We start from the raw sequence: 21,479 nt of genomic DNA, 5'->3' as shown, positions 1-21,479 counted from the left end.
GTATAAAATCGGCTGTTTTTGTGCATCCTTTTTAGTAGAATCGCTAGATTCATAGAATAGGTTGGAAGAGGTGCACAAAAATGAATCGACGGTTGTTAGGGTACGCTTTATGCCTAGTCATTGTGTTAGGCTGCATAGGCAGCGCTTGGGCCGTACAGGCTGCCACAGACGGGGAAAGCAGCTTTGATCTGCTGATGCCTCTGTCGGAGCAGTTCATGAACGGAGAGCAAAAAATGATCGTCAAGCACGCTGGCACTTATCAATCTTATACGAACGATTTACAATTCCTACAAATAGGGCAGCAATTAAGTCAACGCTTCGAGCTTCCCGTGTCCGAAGAATTCACTCGCGATACGGATCACCTGCTGTATAAAACATCCGTTCAGGACCAGCCTGACGGTATTGATACTAGTCTGCTGTGGATCGGGTTTCCGGATGGCACATCCGAGCTGATCATTACTGCTCAGACGACAAAGCCTAATGAAGCTGCCACCATACTCTCCGTTCAGCAGCACCTGGCAGACAAACTCGTTTCCCTACATATTAAACCGCAGTGGAATGTGATGATTCAAGGCATCGCTTCGAATGCTTACCGTACCGACGCTTCACCACTGAACGATTGGTTAAAGAATCAGCTTAAAGCTAAAGTAGTGGAGCAGTATGAAGATGCAGGCAGTACGAGCATTACCTATTATTCCCCATTGTTTAAGGACCATATTACGAACGGCAAGCAGGATATGAATCTGCAGGTCGCCGTCCATCGCAATTCCGTGACACAGCAAAACCGGATTACTATTGGAATACCGGCCATAACGGTAGAATACTAATCTACTAAACTCCCCTTCGTTTCCTAATTCAGGGAAGCTTCATTAACGAATTGTTCTTTCCTCTCTTTTCATGTACACTCACATAAGTACGTATGTTTGGACTAACCCAACTTTACGATGCTAAAATGATGCTACATAAAAGGTGATACGATCGGATGACTAACGCCATTTACTATAAAACACCCTTCGGGGCAAGCAGCAAGAAAGTCCCTCATGCGGCTATTGCACCGACCAAAACAAGCATGGACTTGGTATCCGATGATCAATCGGATGCTTTTTATTTCCGCGCGCTTGAGAGCCGCGGCATTGCATTGAACGCCCGGCAAATTCAAGCCGTGCGGCACTTTGAGGGGCCAATGCTTACGCTGGCCGGCGCTGGTTCCGGCAAAACGTCCGTACTGGTTGCGCGTACAGGCTATTTAATGTCTGTCCGTCACGTCCAGCCGGCACATATATTGCTTGTTACCTTCTCAAGTAAGGCCGCAGCAGAGATGAAGCAGCGGATCGCTCAGCTGCCCGGTATTACAAGCCGAATGGCGCAGGAGGTGCAGGCGCGTACGTTTCATTCCTTTTTCCTGCTGCTGCTGCGTAAGCAAGGCTATACGCAGGAGATTTTCAGCGAAGGCCGGTATCAGCATATTATATTGAAGCGTATGCTTCGCGAACGGGGTCTTCAAGACGATTACGAGCCGGAGACGCTGCTCTCTGCGCTATCTTCCTATAAGATGAATTTGACCGACTTGAACGATTTGCCTGATCGAACGCCGGATGAGGCCAATCTCAAGCGTATTTTTTTACAATATGAGCAATGGAAAACCGCCAATAACAAAATGGACTTCGACGACATTCTGGTCTATGCGCATCAGCTGCTCAACAGCTCGCCAACTCTTCTGGCTTCATTGCAAAACCGATTTCGCTATGTTATGAACGATGAGTTTCAGGATACGAACAGGCTGCAGTATGAATTGGTACGCATGATTGCTGCTCCGCAAAATCATCTGATGGTCGTCGGTGACGACGATCAGACCATCTACACGTTCCAGGGCGCTAACCACGAATTCATTCTTCAGTTCCATAAGGAATATCCGGGGGCCAAGACGATCACGCTCGACATTAACTACCGTTCGACTTCCAGTATCGTCGGATTAGGTAATGAGGTGATTCGGCATAATACACGGCGCAAGAGCAAGACGCTGCAGGCTACCAAGCAAAGCCACACATCGCCCCAATACTTGCGTCCGGGAGATACGGATGAGGAGGCACAGTCCGTGCTGAGTCTCATACGGCAGGAAGTTGGGCAAGGAACTCGCACTTATAGCGACTTTGCTATATTGTATAGAACCGCAAGCAGCAGCCGAGCTATGCTCGAAGAGCTTGTCATACAAGGCATTCCGTTCGTCCACTACGGAAGTGTCGATGTGTTTTACGAGCAGTGGATGGTGAGACCCGTCATCGATCATTTGCGGTTAGGCTTGAACCGGCGCGACTTCGAGGCTCTGGCAGGCATTTTGCAGACGCTGTATTTGAGCCGGGACAAGTGCATGGATTTCATTCTCCATTGCGAAGGTATCCAACGTAAAAAAGGACCGATGATTCATCTGTTATCTTTCCCTGATTTGAAAGATTTTCAGAAAGAAAAGGTCAAAGAGCGCGTCGAGCTCATCCGGCGGTTGCCCGACATGAAGCCTCAGGATGCCGTCCGCGAAATACGCCGGAGCTTCTATGACGCATTCCTCGAGACGGCAGATAGCCGGTCGCTGACTCCGCATAAGGAACTGTTGAAGGAGACGCTCGATGAGCTGGAGGTATCCGCCAAGCGTTTCGATACATTAGCGGCATTCGTGCAGCATATCGATCACATGGTCGAGATGCATCAAGCCATGGAGCAAATGCGCAACAATCCCGGTACCGATACAGTCACCTTGATGACCATTCATAAGGCCAAGGGACTCGAGTTCCCCGTTGTATTCGCTATTGGCTTGTCGGAAGGCATCTTGCCGCACAGCTCGGCTGTCGAGGCCGGGAGCTCTGCAGGCAAGGGGGACAAGAGAACGAGGCAGCAAATTCAGGAGGAAGCTATAGCCGCCCTAGAAGAAGAACGGCGACTCGCATATGTTGCGATAACCCGGGCAAAAGAGGAGCTCATCGTGAGCTCGCCCGCGTATTACCGCGGCAAAAAGGCAACCGTGTCGCGGTTCATCCTCGCTCCTTTTACCGATGCCTCTGCAGCCTCAAGCACGGCTGCAAAAGCTGCGGCCCCATCGGCTGCTGCGAAGCCGGTTAGCTCCGGCATCATGAGCCGTGCTCAGGCACCGAAACCGGAGCGCAGCTCAGCGACCAGGAAGCTCCATACAGTACCTGCTTGGGTATGCACCAGCGGAAGCTGCCACGCATGGGCGCGGATCAGCAGTGGCAAGGAAAGCCAGCTCAAGAGCAAGGCTTGTCCACTGTGCCAGGCTCCGATGGAGCGAGGGAGCAAAGAAGTTCCACTATAGAGAAAGCACTTCGGTTAGAGAGCAACCGTATAGCGATAGCGTAGCGATCCAAGCGGATGAACCTGCACCGCCGCCCCGCTGCGATAAAGGAATCCACCGTAAAAGCGCCGATGCACAGATGCAGTTTCGCATTAATGGGAATTCTTGCGCAGATTGCAATTCCGTCTTATAATCCTCAAAAAACGGGAAGAGGGATTTGGATGATTCGGCAGCTGCAAAGGTATACCATGATAGCGGCAGGCACCTTAGTCGTCGCTCTCGGCTTCAACTGGTTTTTAAGCCCGAACCACATTGCCTCCGGCGGATTGTCAGGGGCTTCTATTCTGCTTGGAGGTATATTCCGTATCGACCCTATGATCATTTTATGGATAGGCAGCTTACTTATTCTGCTGGTTAGCGCTTTTGCCCTGGGTATTCGCTCTCTCGCTGCCTCCGTGGTCGGCTCGGTGCTGATGCCTTTCTTCGTGCTGCTCACCCATTCCTGGCAGCAGCTGACAGACAATCCTCTCCTTGCCTCTATTTACGGCGGAGTTATGACGGGTATCGGGCTCGGAATTGTCTTCCGTGCTCGTGGCAATACAGGAGGATTTACCCTAATAGCGCAGCTGCTCCACAAATGGCTTGCCATCAAGCCGAGCCAAGCTATTATGGCAATGGACTCCGTCGTAGTTATTGCCGCAGGCGCTTTGCTTGCTCCGGAGAAGGCTTTATACGCGCTCATCAGCGTATTTGTGACCCGGAAATCGATGGAAATGGTGCTGAAGCTGCAACGATGCTCCAAGGTTGCCTATATCATTACTTCATCAGAGCATGAACATGCTCTCAGCAAAGCCGTTCTGCAAGATTTGGACCGGGGGATGACGAAGCTATCCGGTACTGGCGGATATACCGACGATCACCGCGTTATTATGATGGTGGTGCTTGCCTCTGAAAAAGCCCACAAGCTGAAGTTACTTGTTCAAGCCTTGGACCCTCATGCTTTTATCGTCTTTACCGATGCTGACGATGTAGCAGGCGAAGGCTTTAACCATGAGCCCGGCACGACCCCGGCTTCATTGAATCGTACACCTAAAGCGTCCGTCCGGCTTTAGCCATTCGATCGTTGCGTTAAACACATCCGTCTGCGTCAAGCTGCGCGCAATCATCGCTCTGTAGTAATCCGGGACTCGCTCGTTATTCGACAACGTAGACAGGTCTACCCACTCCGGGACATGCTTCTCCGGTTCCATTGTGATCAGCTCGCCTTCCAGGTTCGTGCTGACATAAAGCAAAGTTACTGAATGACCCTCATTCGTGTGATTAATGTAAGAAAGGATTCCCCTGAGCTTCGGGCTGGCAACAATCACCCCCGTCTCCTCTTGCATTTCGCGGATGCACGCCTGCTCTAACGTTTCGTGCAGCTCCACTCCTCCGCCCGGTGGTGTAAGCTGATCGAAATTAAAATAAGAACGGATAAGTTTCTTCATTAATACAATCTTGTTCTCCCTCACGCCAATACAAGCCACTCTTACTCGAATAGGCATCGTTACCTCTCCTTTGCATTTGTGATAACAGAAAAACCCCCTTCCAATGAAAGGGGGCATAATGTCTATTCAACATAACCGTCCCTCTCATCTATCGAGGCAGCCATCGCCTCGCAGGAATTTGCACCGTGCTTGCTGATGACAAGTCGGTTGCCGCGGCTTCATAGGGCCAGTCCCTCCGCCGAACTCTGGATAAGAGAAGTTTTCAATTATGGTTTTGATTATAAATGGTATTGTCTAATTTTTGCAATCATTTAAAATATTGGATATTCATCGCCTCACGGACCTCCAGCATGGTTTCCTTTGCAATAGCGCGTGCTTGCTCCGTTCCTGACATCAGCATCTCATCAATGAAGCCCTGCTTGACTGCATACTTCTCTCTGCGCTCGCGAATGGGTTCCAGAAGCTCGTTCATTGAGCCGATAATCAGCTTCTTGCAATCAGCGCAGCCAATACGTCCCTTAGAGCAGCTCTCATGGATTTCCTGTTGGCCCTCCGGCCGGAAAGCGGCATGATAACCGTAAATTGGGCAAATATCCGGATGCCCTGGGTCATGCTTGTGAATGCGGCTCGGGTCGGTCTTCGCTTTTTTGATTTTATCGGTCAGCTCATCCTTAGACGAATCGAGATAGATCGCATTGCCGAGGCTTTTGCTCATCTTGCTCCCGCCATCCAATCCGTCCAAGCGCTCACCTACAAGAGCTCTCGGCTCCACAAGCACTGGAGCGTATAAATCGTTGAAGCGCCGGACAATTTTTCTCGTCTGCTCGATATGTGGGATTTGATCCTCCCCTACGGGAATTAACGACGCCTTGCAAAAGGCGATATCCGCCGATTGGCTGACCGGATACCCCAGAAAACCGTAGTACATATCCTCGTATCCCCGTTCCTTGGCTTCCGTCTTAATCGTTGGATTGTGGCGTAGCGAGTTCACGGTGACGAACATCGAAAAATACACGGTCAGCTCGGCGATTTCCGGAATCATTGATTGGATGAACAACGTTGCCTTCGCAGGATCGATGCCGACGGCAAGGTAATCTAGCGCCACATTTCTCAAGTTATCTCTAATCAGCTGCGGATTTTCAAAATGAGTTGTCAGCGCCTGCACGTCCGCGAGCAAAATAAATGTTTCATATTGATGCTGCAGCTCCACCCGATTTTTTAAGCTTCCGACGTAATGACCAAGGTGAAGCTTGCCAGTAATTCGATCTCCTGTTAACACACGTTCTTTCATAGAACTTCCTCCTCAAAAATAGGTTTAGATTTGCTTTGCAAGTATTGCGCCACCACCAGCCATCCTCCATGGCCATCACCTCCCTTAAAAAATACTTTTCTCGTGAAACGGCATGCAGCTGATATTTGCCGTGTTCGAAGCCTAGAAAACACAAAAAAACTTCGTCCTCTAAAGGACGAAGTTGACTTCGCGGTACCACCTTAATTAGCCTGCCACTCAGGCAGACTCACTTAACAGGTACGGAAGCATAGAAGATCTGCAATCGAGTTCTTGCTCGATACCCTGTCTCTTGTAACGGTAAGACATCCGCTTCACCTACCAGCCTAAGCCTTCAGATCCGCACTCCGAAGCCCATTCAACGTTTCACCGACACGGATTCGCACCAACCATCCGCTCTCTGAAGTCTTTAGCAACGCCTACTCTTCTTCATCATCGCGAGCTATTCATTTGCCTCATTATACCATACAATGATCGCCAGTTCATTCCCAAATATTCGAAAATTACCCTTTCAGGATGCTTTCGATTGTAGCCAGTTCTTCTTCACTGAACGCAAGGTTGCTAAGACCTGCCACCGCGTCTTCAATCTGGCTCACCTTGCTCGCACCGATCAATGCCGTAGTCACACGGCCGCCTCGCAATACCCAAGCAATGGCCATTTGCGATAGCTTTTGTCCACGCTGCTTGGCCAGCTCGTCGAGACGACGCACTTTACCGAGTACTTCATCCGTCAACTCCTCCGGCTTGAGGAACACACTGGAGCCTGCAGCACGGGAATCCTGCGGAATTCCGTTCAAATAACGGTCGGTCAAAATGCCTTTGAACAGCGGGGAATAAGCAATGCTACCCACACCTTGCTCCTCCAGCACATCCAGCAAACCATCCTCGACCCAGCGATCCAGCATCGAGTATCTAGGCTGATGAATCACAATTGGCGTACCCATGCTTTTCAGAATCGCAATAGCTTCCTTGGCACGATCCGCTCTGTAGTTGGAAATCCCGACATACAGTGCCTTACCTTGACGCACCAGCAAATCGAGCGCTCCCATCGTTTCTTCCAACGGAGTATTGGCATCCGGGCGGTGATGGTAGAAAATATCGACATAATCCAAGTTCATCCGCTTCAAGCTTTGATCGAGACTGGACACGATATATTTCTTCGAGCCGAAATCCCCATAAGGTCCCGGCCACATACGATATCCCGCTTTGGTGGAAATGATCATTTCATCGCGGTAGCCTGCAAAATCCGCTTGCAAAATTTTGCCGAAGTTTTCTTCCGCGCTGCCCGGAGGCGGGCCATAGTTATTCGCCAAGTCAAAATGCGTAATGCCCAAATCGAACGCACGGCGTATCATCGCTCTGCCATTCTCGTATGAATCATGCCCGCCGAAATTATGCCAAAGCCCTAGCGATACAGCCGGCAGCATGAGGCCGGTTCTCCCGCAACGGTTATATACCATTGAATCGTATCTTTCATTGCTTGGAATGTAGCTCATTATTTTTCCTCCTTAGAGTTTTTATCCAAATTACATGTGTCCCCGGTGGGGTATCCTCTTACCCTTACCCAAAGCTTTATTCCATTCTATAACCTAGGACAACTATTCCATATGTCAGCATGAGTTCATTATATGGTATAATGTCTCTCAGTAAATATCGCACCTAACTATGGAGGCTGCTCATGGGTTATAACGACTATAGATTCCACTCGGATCGCTCAATCCGCACTATAGAATTAAAGCTTTTTTACTCCGGGTTCGAGCATTGCTCGCCAGGACACTCCTGGGGACCTGGATTAAAGGACCATTACAAAATACTGTATGTCCACAGTGGAAAAGGCATTTACCGTGTGGGCGAGCAAACCTACAGTTTAACCTCTGGGGACGTTTTCCTGCTCAGTCCTGAAGCCGTTGCTTACTACCGAGCCGACGAACAAGACCCTTGGACCTACTCCTGGATCGCCTTTAATGGGCTCAATTCCGAGCTGTATTTACGACGGGCTCACTTATCGTTGGAGCACCCCGTATTCCGATGTACACAGAGAGAAGCTCTCGAAAGCTGCTTTCAGCAGGTCTATGAAGCAAGCAAAATGAGCACCAGCCGAGATACGCGCTTGTTGAGCGCTTTATACAGCTTTTTGTCCGTTCTGATCGAAGACGCCCAAAGCAAACACCCTGAAACCAAGCAGGAAAATACGCAGGATCTGTATGTAAAAAAAGCCATCGAATTCGTTCATAACAATTATTCTCAAGCGATTACTATTGGCGAGATGGCCGATTGGATCGGCTTGGAGCGCAAATATATGTCGAAGCTGTTCAAATCAGCTACCGGACTGACTCCACAGGATTACCTAATCCATTTTCGGATAAGCAAAGCATGTGAGTTGATGAGCAATCCATCCCTTTCGATAGGTGAGATCGCATACTCCGTAGGTTATAAAGATCAGCTGTTATTCTCAAAAATGTTCAAGAAGCTTAGAAAACAGTCTCCAAGCGATTATCGCAAATCTTCCTAAACTCACATAGGACAAAGTACCCACACAGCCTAAATAATGTCGAATTTTGGAAGGATTTAGTCCTCCAGTAGAGAATAGTACATTACACAATTCAAAAACTGGAGGATTACGTCATGTTCAAGCCTTTTGTCAAACCGCTCGTGGCAGCCGTGCTGCTCTCGCAACTTCCTTTTACGGCTCTTCCCGGAAGCACCTACACAGCGGAAGCCTCATCCGTAACAGATGCAACTTACGGAACGCCCAAATACACTCGACTCGCACCCGGAGTTTTCGAGATGACCATGACGTTAAGAACGGTTTACACGACCTACTACTACGTCTACGGTGAGCCAGGTGTCTCTGCTGAAGTGACGGCGTTATGCACCTATTCGATAGCCGATACGAATGTGGCTACCGTCAATTCCAGGGGGGTCGTTACAGCCGTTGGTCCGGGAACTACCGTGCTGACGATCCGTTACAACGATTTGACTGCATCCATACCGGTTACGGTGGAGAACACACCGCAAGAGCAACAACAGCAGCAGCAAGGACAGCAGACCCCTATCGTTAAGCCTGTTGTAAACGATCCTATCGTTCCTACTTCCACCCTTGATGTGTATTCCGGCATCGATATGACCCGGCTTGCGGCACATCGCCAGGCTTCGCTGGATTTGCTAAATACGCTCAGAAGAGCAGTAGGCGTTCCGACAGTGTCTCTCAATGAAAATTTGAACAAGGCATCCCAGGCTCATGCCAATTATCAGGACATCGATAAGAAGATGGGACATAGCGAGGAACAAGGCAGACCAAGCTTCTCCGGTGTTGGCCCTTGGGACCGCGCCAAAGCTTTCGGCTATGCCTCAGCAGGCAGCGTTGGTGAAACCGTAGCCTCCACCGGTACGGCTCCGTCGGGGGCAACCCAAGTGTTGATTGACGCTCCTTTTCACCGGGTTATCCTGCTCATGCCGTCTTTCCGCGATTTGGGGATAGGAGTTTCCAATGGCTATACGGTTATAAATCCTGGAACGAAAGATTATGTGTATAACGCCCAAAACTATAAGCAGGTCTATTATCCTTATAACGGTCAGACAGGGGTCCCTCCATTCTGGCACGCTTATGAAACTCCTAATCCGCTGCAATACTACGGCAAAAACGGCGCCAAGGTCGGTTATCCGATCTCAATCAGTACAACATCGGGTGGCAAGCTCGATCATATAAGCGCTCAAATTACCGATGCCTCCGGCAATCAGGTCGATTATTATTTGGTAGATTCGAAGCATTCCGGCAACGAGGATGCTATCCTGTACATCCCTAAGGAGCCGCTTAAGCCGAATACTACCTATACCGTAACGGCCCGCTTCCAAGCAGGCAACCGGTATGAGAGTTCTTCATCAGAGGAAAATAAAACGTGGAGCTTTACGACCCTGGCTGACAGCATCGAATCCCTGGTGCCTCCTGGATATTACTCTACTTCAGTCGAAGTAGGCGGTACGATCAAAGTTCCCGCTTTCTCCGCCAATTATATAAGCGGAACGAAAACGGACGTGTCCTCTTCCGTACAATTTACATCAGATTCAGAAAATGTGAGTATCAGTAACGGTGCAATTCTGGGGATTAAAGCCGGATCAGCTAAAATTACGGCGAGCTTTGAAGGCACAACCTTTAGCTATACGGTTTACGTAAAAGAAAAATCCGGCGTTTCCGCAGATGGAATCGTCAATATATCTCCACCTGGGCCAAAAACAGCTGCCTTCGGGGATATCGGCTCCCATTGGGCGAAAGCCTCAATTGAGTGGGCACAGCAGTACCATATTGTCGACGGCTACTCCGACGGAAACTTCCATCCGGATGGAAAGGTAACCGAAGCCGAATTTCTGGCCATGCTTTTCCGCATGTATCCGAACAGCACTAAGGATTTGAATGTACCCACCGGCGGGGACTGGAGCGATACCTTTTATAGCTATGCAAACCACTTCCAGCTTGGTCTCACGGGAGACGCACGCGATCAAGCCATTCAGCGAGTTCAAGTTGCCCAGGTTATTGCCGGCTTAAGCGGTAAACATTATGTGGAGGATCGCGATGCCATTCGTTATCTGCTCAGCAGCGGCTATTCGGAGGGCAAGACGGCTGCTACCGTAGAGGGCTATGGTGGAAACGATCCTTTAACCAGAGCTGAAGCGCTGCAATTTCTGAGGAATCTTCAGGAGAAAGGGTTCAACCAGCTACAGAAGAAACCCGAAACTGCGACATCTTATTAAGCGGCTAAATGACATCAAATGTCACCCCTAAATTCAAAAGTAACCGTATAAATTGTACTCATAAGGGTAAAATTGACAGTAACTTGAGAAAAGGGGTGTTCATTCATGGAAGCTAATATGAGTGCAGTCGATGTCGTATCGCAAATTCAGCAGCTCAAACAAAACGGTGATACGTTGAGCAAGAAAAAAATTAAGCAATCGCATCCGGAGCTGTTACAGAACGCTTTGTATTACTTTCCTAGCTGGGAGCATGCCATCCAAAGCTCCGAATCCCTTTAATTAGAACGTGTTGAAGGAATAGACTCACAGCTTCACAATGAAGGCGGGCAAATCTTTTGCTCGTCTTTTTTTCTATTCTTTTCTACTCCAACGGAAGAGACAACCGCGTAGGTCCAAGCAAATGGAGCCGTTTTAACTGCGTAGCCATGTAGTGGGGCGAATAAGGCATGTTATTCTCCAGCCAATGCTTCATGAGGCCAATATGGGCCGACGTCGCATAGCGAATAATCAACTCCCGTGGGAGGGAGAGCTGCTGTTCATTGGGCTGTGCCAACGTCTGCCTTTCAAACAACGCCTCCTGGATGACTTGTTCCATACGCCCGGCGAAGCCCGGCGCGCCATTCGGACCCAGCATCACTTTATAAAATAGGGCATTGGCAGCTAGGTGCTCAAATTGGCGAACAAACGATTCCGGAGGGGTCTCCGCATTCATATTGAACTGCTCTGCTGAAAAGCTTACAGGCAATGCCATGGTCTGTTTTAATTCGTGAAGCATTCCGTCGATGATTTTCTTCAACAGATCGTACTTGTCCTCGTAATGCAAATAAAACGTCGCCCGATTAATCATAGCGCGAGCCGTAATATCGCGGACCGTTGTCCGGTCGAACCCTTGTTCATCCATCAGAGAGATCACCGCATCCCGAATCAGTTGCAGCGTTCGTTGAACCCGAAGGTCGGGCGTAGTTTCTTTAATCGACATCATGCTCTCCTTTCGTCTATTATTCAGAATTTTCAAGACAGTTCGCAGTATTGTGTCAAATATGCGGCAAACACACCGTTTTTGTTGGTTGCCGTTTTCTTGTAGGGCATTTAATATAATCGACACAGCTTCGTTAAAACAACACTGTGTCTATTATAATGGAGGTGCACTATATTGTCGATTGAAACTCGGAATTCAAAATGGATTACTACAGGGCTATTAACCGGTTTGATCTTGTCCTCATTGGATCAAACCATCTTAGCTACGGCAATGCCCACGATTACCAAACAATTAGGAGATATGTCGTTATACAGCTGGGTATTTTCCGTCTATATGCTCGCTTCGACAACCATGATGCCGATCTACGGGAAGTTGGCTGATCTATTCGGCCGTAAACGGATTTTTTTATGTGGTCTGTTGTTATTCTTAATAGGGTCCTTGTTGTGCGGTTACGCTATTTCGATGCCTGAGTTAATCATCTTTAGGGGAATACAAGGCCTCGGGGCGGGAGTGTTAATGCCGATCTCCTTTACCATTATTGCGGACATTTACCCGCCGGAGCAGCGGGTCAAATTCATGGGATTATTCAGCACAATGTTCGCCGCATCCAGTATATGTGGACCAGCCATTGGGGGCATGCTCGTCAATTGGAACTGGAGCTGGATTTTCTTCATCAACCTTCCATTCGGATTAGCAGCATTTCTTATGCTCGCATTCGCTCTTAAAGAAAAGCGTTCTAACGCTGCCAAACAAAGCATCGATTGGCTCGGTGCAATTACTTTTACAGGCGCCGTCGTATCCTTGCTTTTGGCACTCGTTATGGGAGGCAATTCATACGCTTGGAATAGCGGTCCCATCCTAGGGTTATTCTTGATCGGTACCCTATTTCTCATTACGTTCATTTGGGCTGAGGCAAGAGCTCAAGAGCCGCTAATTCCTCTACAGCTATTTAAAATCCGCACGATTTCATGCAGCCATATCGCCGGATTCTTTATAAGCGCGGCTTTGTTCGGAGCTATCGCTTACATCCCACTATTTGTACAAGGAGTTATCGGGGTGTCGGCCTCCGTCACCGGTTACACCTTAGTCCCCCTCATGCTGGCGACGGTTGTTACCACCATGGGAAGCAGACGCTGGATGATGATAGTTTCCTATCGAGTGATCCTGGTGTCGAGCTTGATCTTAACTTTGATTGGTTTCTTGCTGTTCTCTCAGATGAACATGGAAACATCCACAATCCAGATCGTGATTTACATGCTGATTACCGGGCTGGGATTGGGAGCAATCTTCCCGACCTTGGGGACGGCAGCCCAACATGCCGTGGGTTGGAACCAGAGGGGGGTGGCTACATCTTCGAACCAATTTTTCCGTTCCATTGGTGGTACCTTTGGCGTTAGCGTAATGGGAGGAATTCTTGCTAGAGGAATCACTAACAGAATGGGCCAAGAGAATTCGGTTATGTCTGAGCAACTGCAATCCTTCTCCGACCCTGAGATATTGTTAAATCAAGACATTAGAGCAACCATGCCGGACGCGGTATTGCTAGAACTTCAAAGGGCGTTTAGCGGGGCTCTGCACGATATCTTTTTGCTTGCTGCCTTATTTGTGGTAGTCAGCTTGCTCGCTAGCCTAGCCATAGGGAATGCAAGGTTGGCCCAAACCGTCAACAAATAATGGTGCAAAACAATAAAGCGGCCGTCAAGAACAGATAAGATGTTCTGACTGCCGCAATTTTTATTGAATGGAACTTTTAAGTGAGATTGTTTTATTTAGCAATGGACTGAAGCAAATAAGCAATATGTTGGGTCAACTGCTCTTGGGCGGAAGCCGTCATTTTTCCTTTGTCCGCATCCTTATCCACTGCGTCCTGAAGATCGTTCAAATGCTTGATGGCTTGATCCCTATGCCCTTTCTCATACTGCTTCTCAGCGGTGGACAGCTTCGCATCCAACGACTTGGCTTCCCCATTGTTCTTGAAGTGACCGCCCTTGTCCAGCTGTGTGATTAATGCATGAACAGCAGAAAAGCTGGTGCTGAACGAGATTTCGAAGCTGAAGTCCTGCTCCGCAATGTTCCCTGCAGCATCTTCAACGCGGTACTTCACAGTATGAGTTCCAAGACCAAGCTGCTTAGCCTGCAGCGTTTGGCCTGAAGAGATTTCTACTCCGTCCAAAAGAAGCTTTTGCAAAGCGACGCCGGACAATCCGTCTTTTGCGACGAGCTCGAAAGTGAAGGCTACATCATAGGTTACGTCGTGAACGGTTTGGCCTGACTGGGTCAAGGTCACTATCGGCGCGGTTTTATCCAAACGGATGAGCAGGGATTGAGCAGCTTCCGTGTTACCAGCGGCATCGACAGAATAATACTGCAGATTGCTCGTGCCCTCTGAGGAAACGATCAGCGGAGCCGTATAACCCAGCCATTCTCCGCCATTCGTATTATACAATGTCGAGGCGACACCGGTGCCGGTATCTGCTGCGGACAAGGTAACCTTCACATCCTGATGGTACCAACCAGCGCTGTTAGGAGTTTCGGACAATGCTGCTGTCGTAATTGGAGCCGTCATATCGATGGCCGTAAAATCGCTCAGACCGCGAGGCTTCAGCTGGTAGGTGTCTTTGAAAATCGCTGCAACCCCACGTACGTTCACGACTTGCCCCTCCTGATAAGGGAACTTATCCAGCGTAAGGCCCGTACGGCCGTCGACGCGCACATGATGCGTCGCGGAACCGGCCGTCGCATCAAATTCGAATGAGCCGGCTGGCGTGGCTGCGACCACATTATGAATAACTACATTCGACAGCTCAATGAGCTGACCCTGATTGTCCTCGCTCACTGCTGTGGCTGCCTTCGCTGCCGGAATCTCCGCTGTTCCGGTCTTCTCGATAGCTACAGGTGTAGCCAGCTCGAGCTCCGAGTTGTAATGGGTAAGCGAAGCGGTTACCTTCACCTTGTCTCCTTGGTGGAAGCCGCTTTGGCTTTGAAATACATACACCCCGGCGGTGGCATCCTGAAGATAAAAGGCTTGTCCGCCAAATGCGCCAGGCTCAGTAGTCACAACGCCTTCTACAGTGACCAGCGTATTATCGGCTTTGGCCCTTGCTTCAGCTATCGAGATTTGGTCTGGCACAGGCGGCTTATCTCCCGGAAGCGGCTCGGCAGGCACATTGGCCAGGGTGACCGCTTCGGTCTTGAGGTTATTGCCATTTTGTCTTAGACGCAGACTCGCTGCACCGTTAGTATCAGGCTTAATGCGGACCGTGAGATCCTTGTAAGCATGGCCTAAACCGTCGGCCGTAACACTGAAATTGGAACTATAGCCATACGCTGTCGGCCAAGTGCCGTCGGCATTTTGAATTTGAGCAACCTGAGTACCTCCGGTTAAATAAATGCCTGCGCTGAAGCCGGACACGGTCCCGTAGGCTGGCAGATTATCCGCTACAACGCGGATTTGAAATTGCTGCGCGTTCGGAAGCTGCGCCTGATGCACAAAGCTGTACGCTGCGCTCGGTGCGGCTGTAGCACCTCCATAGGAGCCAGCCTTGAAGCTGGAGGCATCCCACCATCTATAGCCCGCATCCGGTGCGGACCAAGGCTCTGCTTGCGGCTCCGTGGAAGCCTCGGGAGCTTCGAACGGCAGCAATGCCGTAGGCTGGTCGAGCTGCAGCCCACTAACGTCGCTCAGCTTGGTGTAGCTTTCCTTCTTGCTCAGCCAGTTAATAATATTAACGAGCAGCGTGCCGTCATTTTGCTCCTTGAAGCCGTCATAGGTTGTCTTTCTTTGGCCATTCTCTTCCCGCAAATATTTCGGCGTTGCATCCTCAACAGGAGAGGAGTCGCCGATGAATGCGGCTTTACCTAAGCCGGATTTGGAAATAGCGACATAAGGGCCTTCGGCTACGCCTCCGCCATTATATACGCCTTGATCGACTGCATTGGGCCAAGCTGCATTCGTTTGGGGCAGATACACGATTCCTTTGGCCCGGGTCGGATCTAAAATTTCAACTGTAGAGCCGGCATGCATAGCTACAGTAGATACACCGTTAGTAATCCCAAGCGCTTGCTCAGGTGCCACAACCTTATCGGTGATGATGTCGCCAAGCGCGTTATAGCGGAATCTGACACCGAAATTTTCATTGAGCCAATCGGAGCTTGCGACCCCTTGCATGGCGGCAGAATTGCGTTCTTCAGCGCTCATGCCCTTGGCAGGGTCTTCCCAAGCACCCCGACGATAGCCGTTCATAACCTCGGACGCGTCCCAACGGTTTTTGTTCCTATCCGCATTATAATGGTCGGCGATGAAGAAAATGCTGCCTCCGTTTTGAACATACTGCTTCATTGCTGCTTGTTCCGATTGCTTATAAGGAATATTAGCTTCCCCGATGACCAACACATCGTAGCCTTGCAAATCCTCAACCGTGATAGGGTTGGACTTGCGAAGCTCCTTTACATAGTATCCATTGTCAGCCAAGGCATTACCGAAATCGGAAAAAGCGCCGTCAATAACCCAGTCCGCAGCGCCGGCTGTTTGTCCGTGCGTATTATCGAACAAGATCTTTTTGCCTGCATTCTCGTTGACAACCTTCGCGTTGATGAAGGGAGCCGGATCACTAGGTCCCTCGGCGAAAGCCTCCTGCCCCCCGCTAAAAAAGAAAGATTGAAGCGGAAATGCGAGAGTAAGGGCGAGCGTTGTTTTCAACAGCTTTGCTTTCCAATGCATTGGTTTACTCATCATATTCCTCCATTATTAGAAAGTATATAACTACCAATTTGAATTCTATCACGAAAGCATTGGAAGATTTGATAATATTTGATGAAGTCAGGAGGATAGGACTATACCGGAATGAAAAACAGGAGAAAAGATCCAGATTGCTGCTGTATGATCGACATATTTTGCAAACCTTGGCTACGCTTAGAGCTATCCTGCCCTACCCAAGGCAAAAAAAGACCTGCCCCTAGAAACCGGAGCAAGTCCTTATAGTTATTTCTTCGCATTGGCTTTTTTTGCATCTACCTGTTTGGCCATTTCCTCCTGCGCATCCCTTAACGCGGTATTGATGTCAACGTTATCCAAAGTCGTTCTGTCGAATATTTTTTCCACTATTTTTTTCAGCTCATTCGGGTTGGCGCCGATCAAGCCCTTATCTCTCTTCGGAGGCGCAGCCGCCGGCTTATATTTGTATACTGCCTGAATATTTTTCCCTTTGAGCTCTGGTACATCTTGACCAATCGATTTGAAAATATCGCTCGACGATTTCAATGACGGAACTAACCCTATCGTTTTGGCCATATCGAGCTGAACTTCATCCGATAGCATGTATGAAATGACATGGAATGAGAGATCCTTGTTTTTGTTCGTGTTGCTGATGTACCAGTAATACGCACCGGATTGGCTGCCCACATTAGGCAGTTCCTTGAACGTAGGAATCGTGACCATATCCCAGTTCAGCTCTTTCGGGAATTCCAGATATCGCGTCAGCTGGTTTACCTGCATTGCAACATTCATTTTCGCATGGAATGCTGTGTATTCTTCGGTTTGCGACTTCTTTTTCGGGTCGCGGTTATTATTCGGAATTTGATAGAACCGGCTTAGATTCGACAGCAGCTGCTTCCATTTCTCATTGTCGTACATTTGATCTGCTTTCGGGTCCAGATACGGGTAGGACAGCTGATTGTCTCTCAGCACGCTTCCGATAAAGGAACTGAAGCCGCGATAAACCTCTCCGCCATCGGTTCTGGTCATTTTTTTGGCCAATTCATACGTATCGTCCCAGGTCATCCCATCCTTCGGATAGGGCACGCCGAACTTATCGAATAAAGCTTTATTGTAGAATAGCACTTGAACTTGAGAAGATGGCATTGGAAGCCCGTAAAGGGCGCCATCAGGATTCGTATTCTTGATGCTGTCAATATGGACTTGATCAAACCGGCTTAAATCATATGCATTTTTCTTAACAAGCTCGGACATATCGTAAGCCAGACCGTTATCGATCAAAAATCCGTCGATGTCCGACAAGCTTCCGTACATAATGTCCGGGTAAGTTCCCGCAGCTACAAGATCATTAATCCCCGTCCCGGTCCCTCTCGGAATGAAGTTGATCGTCACGTTGGGAAACTTTCTCTTGATGCGGTTGCCGTACAATTTATCGAAATATTCCTGTGTGTCCCCGAACTGCGATACGATAGTCAGCGTCGCGGTCTCATTATAATTGACCTCAGCCGATTTAGGCGCTTCCGCGGCCTTCTCATCTTTTGAGTTCGAGCATGCAGCCAACGTCGGAACCATGAACGAAGCCGCAGCCAGAGCGATCCCCCATTTTCTAAGCAGCACTATACTAATCCCCCTTATTCTCTCGTTCTATGAGTTTCGTCTCATACGAGATTCGTTATGAAATCGATTTCATAAATGATTATAACTTCTCACTTAACTTAAATCGATAACCGAAACACACTTCTTCGTGTCCTATCTTCATTCTTTTGGGAAATGAAGTGCAAAAAAGACACCCTTCCGAGAGTGTCTTTGGTTTAGGTTAGCTGGTTTATAAGTTCTTTTTGATAAGATCGATGATTTCTTCATACTCGGAATCGCTAAGCTGCTTGTTAGGAGCCGGATTCATCTCGAACATTTTTCCCCAAGTATACTCATTTTCATACTTCGGAACGATGTGGAAATGAACATGAGGCATCGTATCACCGAAAGCACCATAATTGATTTTGTTCGGAGAGAAGGCCTGCTCAATAGCACGTGCTGTTTGAGCGACATCCCGCATATAAGCATCCTGCTTCTCTTGGGAAAGGTGGAAAAACTCCGTCTCGTGTTCGTTCAAAGCAACAACACACCGTCCCCGGTACGTCTGCTCTCTGAACAAAAATAATGTCGATACTTGCAGCTGACCGATTTCGATCATCAGGTTGTTGATCCGTTCGTCCTTCGTGCAATAAATACAGCTTTGCGTCATTGAAATTCCCCTGCCTTTGGGTTGATTTTACAATCTCTGCTTAATAGTAATCCTCCACCCTCCTGTTTGTCCATTCTCTTTTGGCAGTTGTCGGCAGCACGAGCATGGCGGTGGGCTGTTCACAAGGCTATATTCTTCGACAAGAAAAAACAGTGAACACCCCTACTGCACATTGAGCTTCGCAAAGCTAGTAATGGATGGCAGTCTCTACCGACCCTTTCCCCGCTCTGCCCGGATAAGCCCCCTCCTCCGTGCTTCCCAGCACACCGCGATATAGCGAATCGACAAAGCCGATCGACCGCACCTGCTCAAGCACGCGCTCGATCTGCTCGATCAGCTGCTCGGACATCCCTTGAGCCGCTGCTGTCGGTGCTATATGCCCATGCCCCAGGAAGCGGAGCGCTTCCTTCACTCCGCGAAGCGTGTCTACTCTCGCTTGAGCGGAGATCGTACCGCCGGAATATGCTTCGTCACTCGAGGCGATCGTCATCGCGTCGACCTGTAGCGATGCAGCCAGCGCGGCATGCAGCGAGGTAGTGACCGATGATTGCACCCGATCCTCGGTATGGGTCATGAAGCCTAACGGGGCTCCCGGCCAGATCGGCGCGTCGATGATGCACCGCAGCGCCTGAATTTTGGCGGCGTTGAAATCGATGTAATTATCGCTCATTCTCCCCTTAAGCATTGCTTCTGGAGAATGGCAGAACAAGGGTTGAAGAATCGGAGAGCCTCCGGTCAGTCTCCCTAATGCACAGCCGATAAGCATTCCTGCGAATGCTTTGTAAGCCGGCACGCCGCACAGCTCCTCATTGGTTACAATGTCATAAGGCAACCCGTACTGAGCGGCATAGGTCATGGCAGCAATGCCGTCGACTGTCAACCGCTCAGGATCAGTACCTCCGCCAAGTGAGCCATAGGCAATATTGATCTTGGTTAGGTCTGCACCCGCTTCTCCGGCTATGACCACTGTCTCGGGCGTGTTAAGACCGCGGTGCGCCCTTACCTGGAACAAGGTCTCCGGTAATAGGGCGGAACGAAGCAGCCGAATGTTATCCGGTGTAATGACCGTACCATCCCCTTGGAACGATAAGCAGCCCTCGAGCAGCCCCTCCGACCGCGCTCCCCAAGCCGGATCGAAATGAATGACACCTTCCGCCCCCCAAGCCTCCGCCACCTTGAGATGAGTAATATCCATCAGCGGCGATCCGGTCCCGTATTGTACGAGGACTACCGGCTTCGCACCCTGATGGTGCAGCGTGACACTCTGCTTGCCTCCTGCCGAGGCCAAGCAGAATGAAACAGCCTCCTCCAATCGGGAGGTGCGAATGCGCCGCACCCGTTCGGGCAGATGGCCGGCAGCATAGTAATCGCGAATATCCTGCGAGCAGCGCATAGCATATTCGCGTTTTGCCGAGCCGCTCAGCCGAAACCCATCGGCAGGATCTCCCTGCCGGAAGGCGGACTGGCGAAGCTGTGCCCTCTGCAGAGCGGCCGTTGTACGGCACGCAGCCCAGTCAACCGCCTCGCGTGCAATGCCGTCGAGCAAGCTGCCCATTCGATTCTCTCCATAGCGGTACGAAAATCCAGCAGTCAATTGGGGCTTGTTCCGCCGTACAGCTCCCGACACCGCCTCGTTAACAGGCCTATCCTCTACGAAGGCAACGGCCTCCTCTACCGTTGTTCCCGGGCCAAAGCTTCCATTAAAGCCTAGCGGATCGACAACTTCTGGCCGAATCGCCATGCCCCCGACACCGAGCTTGACGCGGTCTCTAATTCCTGCCGACTTGATAAGCTCGATGAACCGCGCAAGCAGCTCCATCACCCCGTAGCCCATCGTCCGGCTGAGCAATATGCAGTCATAATCTCCCTGCAAAGCCCGTTCGATAACCTCATCTACGGTCAGGTCAGGGGGCAGAAGCGTCGTCTCATGCCCTGCTTCCGCAAGTCCATTGCGGATCAGCTTGATGCCGACATCATGTACAGGATCGAGCGGAACAAGCAATATTCGCTGCACACTCATCTTTCTCCCGCCTTCAATAGCATCTGCAGAGGAGCTTCTTCAGGGGTATGGACATAAGCACGGCCCCTCACCCGGGCACCTGGCCCCTCATGCTGAACAAACACCACGTCCCCGTTTGGAAAGCCCATTTGATTCAGCAGCTCCAGCATAAGCTGCCCTGCCTCCTGCTCACTGCCGCATATCATAAACGTCTCGATATCAATGGCATCAACGACTCTCTCCAATGCTTCATGAGCTGAGTTCATCTTCATCACCTTCTGGTATAATATGAACCGCGTCTCCTACCCCTAAGCCCGCTTCCCGTCCGGTCACTTCTTCTCCAGCTACTACAATATTAATATGGTTAGGCACATGCGTTTCATCGAAGCCGACGACCGTACCGCTCCATCGGTCTCCTATCCTTATTCGGTCCCCGGCAACGATCACGGCTCCCCGCGTCACTTCAAAAAAAGCCAAATAAGCGATCTGATCCACCTGCACTCCAGGCTTCGCCTCGGGATCAGCCGTCAAGATCAGCTCATGGATATCGTGCTTCCGGCATGCTCTTGAACGGGCATGAATCAAGGCAAGCCCCCTGTTGCTCAGCCGCCCCTCTAAAACGGCGACCACCTCACCGATCATCCGCCTTCTCTCAACGAACGGGTCGAAATTGATCAGTCCGCGTGTGTAAGGATCTTGTCCCTTTTCCATCATATC

Annotated in this window: 17 protein-coding genes, 1 riboswitch and 1 other annotated feature; of the genes, 7 read left to right on the top strand and 10 right to left on the bottom strand. The window is 49.8% G+C overall.

The window, feature by feature from the left end; translation table 11 throughout:
• Positions 1 to 80 precede the first annotated feature (80 nt).
• The 3 genes from BP97_RS0110910 (at position 81) to BP97_RS35930 (ending at position 4,413) form a co-directional block, all read left to right on the top strand.
• Positions 81 to 827, top strand: coding sequence for a YwmB family TATA-box binding protein (locus BP97_RS0110910; RefSeq protein ID WP_028549125.1), 747 nt, complete (start codon positions 81 to 83; stop codon positions 825 to 827).
• A gap of 155 nt (positions 828 to 982) precedes the next feature.
• Positions 983 to 3,322: a UvrD-helicase domain-containing protein gene (locus BP97_RS0110905; protein ID WP_028549124.1), complete on the top strand. Its 2,340-nt coding sequence runs from the start codon at positions 983 to 985 to the stop codon at positions 3,320 to 3,322.
• A 200-nt stretch (positions 3,323 to 3,522) separates the two neighbouring features.
• Positions 3,523 to 4,413, top strand: a complete 891-nt coding sequence (locus tag BP97_RS35930) for a YitT family protein (RefSeq protein ID WP_051620503.1) — start codon at positions 3,523 to 3,525, stop codon at positions 4,411 to 4,413.
• Here the strand turns inward: BP97_RS35930 and BP97_RS35925 are convergent.
• From BP97_RS35925 to mgrA, 3 genes are all read right to left on the bottom strand, one after another.
• Positions 4,375 to 4,845, bottom strand: coding sequence for an NUDIX hydrolase (locus tag BP97_RS35925; protein WP_051620502.1), 471 nt, complete (start codon positions 4,843 to 4,845; stop codon positions 4,375 to 4,377). The two genes, BP97_RS35930 and BP97_RS35925, sit on opposite strands and share 39 nt — an antisense overlap.
• Before the next feature lie 84 nt (positions 4,846 to 4,929).
• Positions 4,930 to 5,044, bottom strand: a riboswitch (SAM riboswitch).
• Positions 5,045 to 5,095: 51 nt separating this feature from the next.
• Complete coding sequence (gene trpS, locus BP97_RS0110890; protein WP_028549123.1) at positions 5,096 to 6,079, bottom strand: tryptophan--tRNA ligase; 984 nt, start codon at positions 6,077 to 6,079, stop codon at positions 5,096 to 5,098.
• A gap of 168 nt (positions 6,080 to 6,247) precedes the next feature.
• Positions 6,248 to 6,521 (bottom strand) — a binding site (T-box leader).
• 58 nt (positions 6,522 to 6,579) lie between these two features.
• Positions 6,580 to 7,572: an L-glyceraldehyde 3-phosphate reductase gene (gene mgrA / locus BP97_RS0110885; RefSeq protein ID WP_028549122.1), complete on the bottom strand. Its 993-nt coding sequence runs from the start codon at positions 7,570 to 7,572 to the stop codon at positions 6,580 to 6,582.
• A gap of 182 nt (positions 7,573 to 7,754) precedes the next feature.
• Between mgrA and BP97_RS0110880 the strand changes: the two genes are divergently transcribed.
• The 3 genes from BP97_RS0110880 to BP97_RS40665 all read left to right on the top strand — a co-directional run bounded on the left by BP97_RS0110880 (position 7,755) and on the right by BP97_RS40665 (position 11,104).
• The gene (locus BP97_RS0110880; protein WP_028549121.1) at positions 7,755 to 8,588 is read left to right on the top strand and encodes an AraC family transcriptional regulator; all 834 of its coding nucleotides are present in this window, start codon (positions 7,755 to 7,757) and stop codon (positions 8,586 to 8,588) included.
• Between the two features lie 113 nt (positions 8,589 to 8,701).
• A complete protein-coding gene (locus BP97_RS0110875) occupies positions 8,702 to 10,825 on the top strand; it encodes an S-layer homology domain-containing protein (RefSeq protein WP_028549120.1) in 2,124 nt (707 codons plus the stop codon).
• 105 nt (positions 10,826 to 10,930) lie between these two features.
• On the top strand, positions 10,931 to 11,104 hold the full coding sequence (locus BP97_RS40665; protein WP_197035445.1) for a hypothetical protein: 174 nt from the start codon (positions 10,931 to 10,933) through the stop codon (positions 11,102 to 11,104).
• Between the two features lie 82 nt (positions 11,105 to 11,186).
• On the opposite strand, the gene BP97_RS0110865 is transcribed toward BP97_RS40665, so the two are convergent.
• The gene (locus BP97_RS0110865) at positions 11,187 to 11,804 is read right to left on the bottom strand and encodes a TetR/AcrR family transcriptional regulator (RefSeq protein ID WP_028549119.1); all 618 of its coding nucleotides are present in this window, start codon (positions 11,802 to 11,804) and stop codon (positions 11,187 to 11,189) included.
• 174 nt (positions 11,805 to 11,978) lie between these two features.
• Here BP97_RS0110865 and BP97_RS0110860 point away from each other — a divergent pair, with 174 nt between their 5' ends.
• Entirely contained in the window at positions 11,979 to 13,478 is a 1,500-nt protein-coding gene (locus tag BP97_RS0110860; protein ID WP_028549118.1) for an MDR family MFS transporter, read from the top strand.
• A 91-nt stretch (positions 13,479 to 13,569) separates the two neighbouring features.
• Here BP97_RS0110860 and BP97_RS35920 read toward each other — a convergent pair whose 3' ends face one another.
• The 6 genes from BP97_RS35920 to BP97_RS0110825 form a co-directional block, all read right to left on the bottom strand.
• Positions 13,570 to 16,539 carry an OmpL47-type beta-barrel domain-containing protein gene (locus tag BP97_RS35920; protein WP_442952358.1) on the bottom strand — a complete coding sequence of 990 codons (2,970 nt, stop codon included), beginning with the start codon at positions 16,537 to 16,539 and terminating at the stop codon, positions 13,570 to 13,572.
• 246 nt (positions 16,540 to 16,785) lie between these two features.
• Complete coding sequence (locus BP97_RS0110845; RefSeq protein WP_028549117.1) at positions 16,786 to 18,135, bottom strand: ABC transporter substrate-binding protein; 1,350 nt, start codon at positions 18,133 to 18,135, stop codon at positions 16,786 to 16,788.
• A gap of 208 nt (positions 18,136 to 18,343) precedes the next feature.
• Positions 18,344 to 18,763 (bottom strand): HIT family protein, encoded by a 420-nt coding sequence (locus BP97_RS0110840; RefSeq protein WP_231506270.1) that lies wholly within the window; start codon positions 18,761 to 18,763, stop codon positions 18,344 to 18,346.
• Between the two features lie 187 nt (positions 18,764 to 18,950).
• Positions 18,951 to 20,783 carry a cobalamin B12-binding domain-containing protein gene (locus BP97_RS0110835; RefSeq protein WP_028549115.1) on the bottom strand — a complete coding sequence of 611 codons (1,833 nt, stop codon included), beginning with the start codon at positions 20,781 to 20,783 and terminating at the stop codon, positions 18,951 to 18,953.
• Positions 20,780 to 21,028, bottom strand: coding sequence for a hypothetical protein (locus BP97_RS0110830; protein WP_028549114.1), 249 nt, complete (start codon positions 21,026 to 21,028; stop codon positions 20,780 to 20,782). The genes BP97_RS0110835 and BP97_RS0110830 overlap by 4 nt, the downstream gene beginning before the upstream one ends.
• Positions 21,012 to 21,473, bottom strand: a complete 462-nt coding sequence (locus BP97_RS0110825) for a DUF6917 domain-containing protein (protein ID WP_036745700.1) — start codon at positions 21,471 to 21,473, stop codon at positions 21,012 to 21,014. The genes BP97_RS0110830 and BP97_RS0110825 overlap by 17 nt, the downstream gene beginning before the upstream one ends.
• Positions 21,474 to 21,479: the final 6 nt, after the last annotated feature.

Origin of the sequence: Paenibacillus sp. UNC451MF (genome assembly GCF_000686845.1) — a bacterium.
Lineage (GTDB): Bacteria > Bacillota > Bacilli > Paenibacillales > NBRC-103111 > Paenibacillus_S.
This window is presented reverse-complemented; position numbering and strand designations above follow the sequence as displayed.

What these genes read in the sequence shown, in the direction of transcription:
- BP97_RS0110910 (WP_028549125.1), top strand. Translation starts at nt 81, where the DNA reads ATGAATCGACGGTTGTTAGGGTACGCTTTATGCCTAGTCATTGTGTTA.
- BP97_RS0110905 (WP_028549124.1), top strand. Translation starts at nt 983, where the DNA reads ATGACTAACGCCATTTACTATAAAACACCCTTCGGGGCAAGCAGCAAG.
- BP97_RS35930 (WP_051620503.1), top strand. Translation starts at nt 3,523, where the DNA reads ATGATTCGGCAGCTGCAAAGGTATACCATGATAGCGGCAGGCACCTTA.
- BP97_RS35925 (WP_051620502.1), bottom strand. Translation starts at nt 4,845, where the DNA reads ATGCCTATTCGAGTAAGAGTGGCTTGTATTGGCGTGAGGGAGAACAAG.
- trpS (WP_028549123.1), bottom strand. Translation starts at nt 6,079, where the DNA reads ATGAAAGAACGTGTGTTAACAGGAGATCGAATTACTGGCAAGCTTCAC.
- mgrA (WP_028549122.1), bottom strand. Translation starts at nt 7,572, where the DNA reads ATGAGCTACATTCCAAGCAATGAAAGATACGATTCAATGGTATATAAC.
- BP97_RS0110880 (WP_028549121.1), top strand. Translation starts at nt 7,755, where the DNA reads ATGGGTTATAACGACTATAGATTCCACTCGGATCGCTCAATCCGCACT.
- BP97_RS0110875 (WP_028549120.1), top strand. Translation starts at nt 8,702, where the DNA reads ATGTTCAAGCCTTTTGTCAAACCGCTCGTGGCAGCCGTGCTGCTCTCG.
- BP97_RS40665 (WP_197035445.1), top strand. Translation starts at nt 10,931, where the DNA reads ATGGAAGCTAATATGAGTGCAGTCGATGTCGTATCGCAAATTCAGCAG.
- BP97_RS0110865 (WP_028549119.1), bottom strand. Translation starts at nt 11,804, where the DNA reads ATGTCGATTAAAGAAACTACGCCCGACCTTCGGGTTCAACGAACGCTG.
- BP97_RS35920 (WP_442952358.1), bottom strand. Translation starts at nt 16,539, where the DNA reads ATGATGAGTAAACCAATGCATTGGAAAGCAAAGCTGTTGAAAACAACG.
- BP97_RS0110840 (WP_231506270.1), bottom strand. Translation starts at nt 18,763, where the DNA reads ATGACGCAAAGCTGTATTTATTGCACGAAGGACGAACGGATCAACAAC.
- BP97_RS0110835 (WP_028549115.1), bottom strand. Translation starts at nt 20,783, where the DNA reads ATGAGTGTGCAGCGAATATTGCTTGTTCCGCTCGATCCTGTACATGAT.
- BP97_RS0110830 (WP_028549114.1), bottom strand. Translation starts at nt 21,028, where the DNA reads ATGAACTCAGCTCATGAAGCATTGGAGAGAGTCGTTGATGCCATTGAT.
- BP97_RS0110825 (WP_036745700.1), bottom strand. Translation starts at nt 21,473, where the DNA reads ATGGAAAAGGGACAAGATCCTTACACACGCGGACTGATCAATTTCGAC.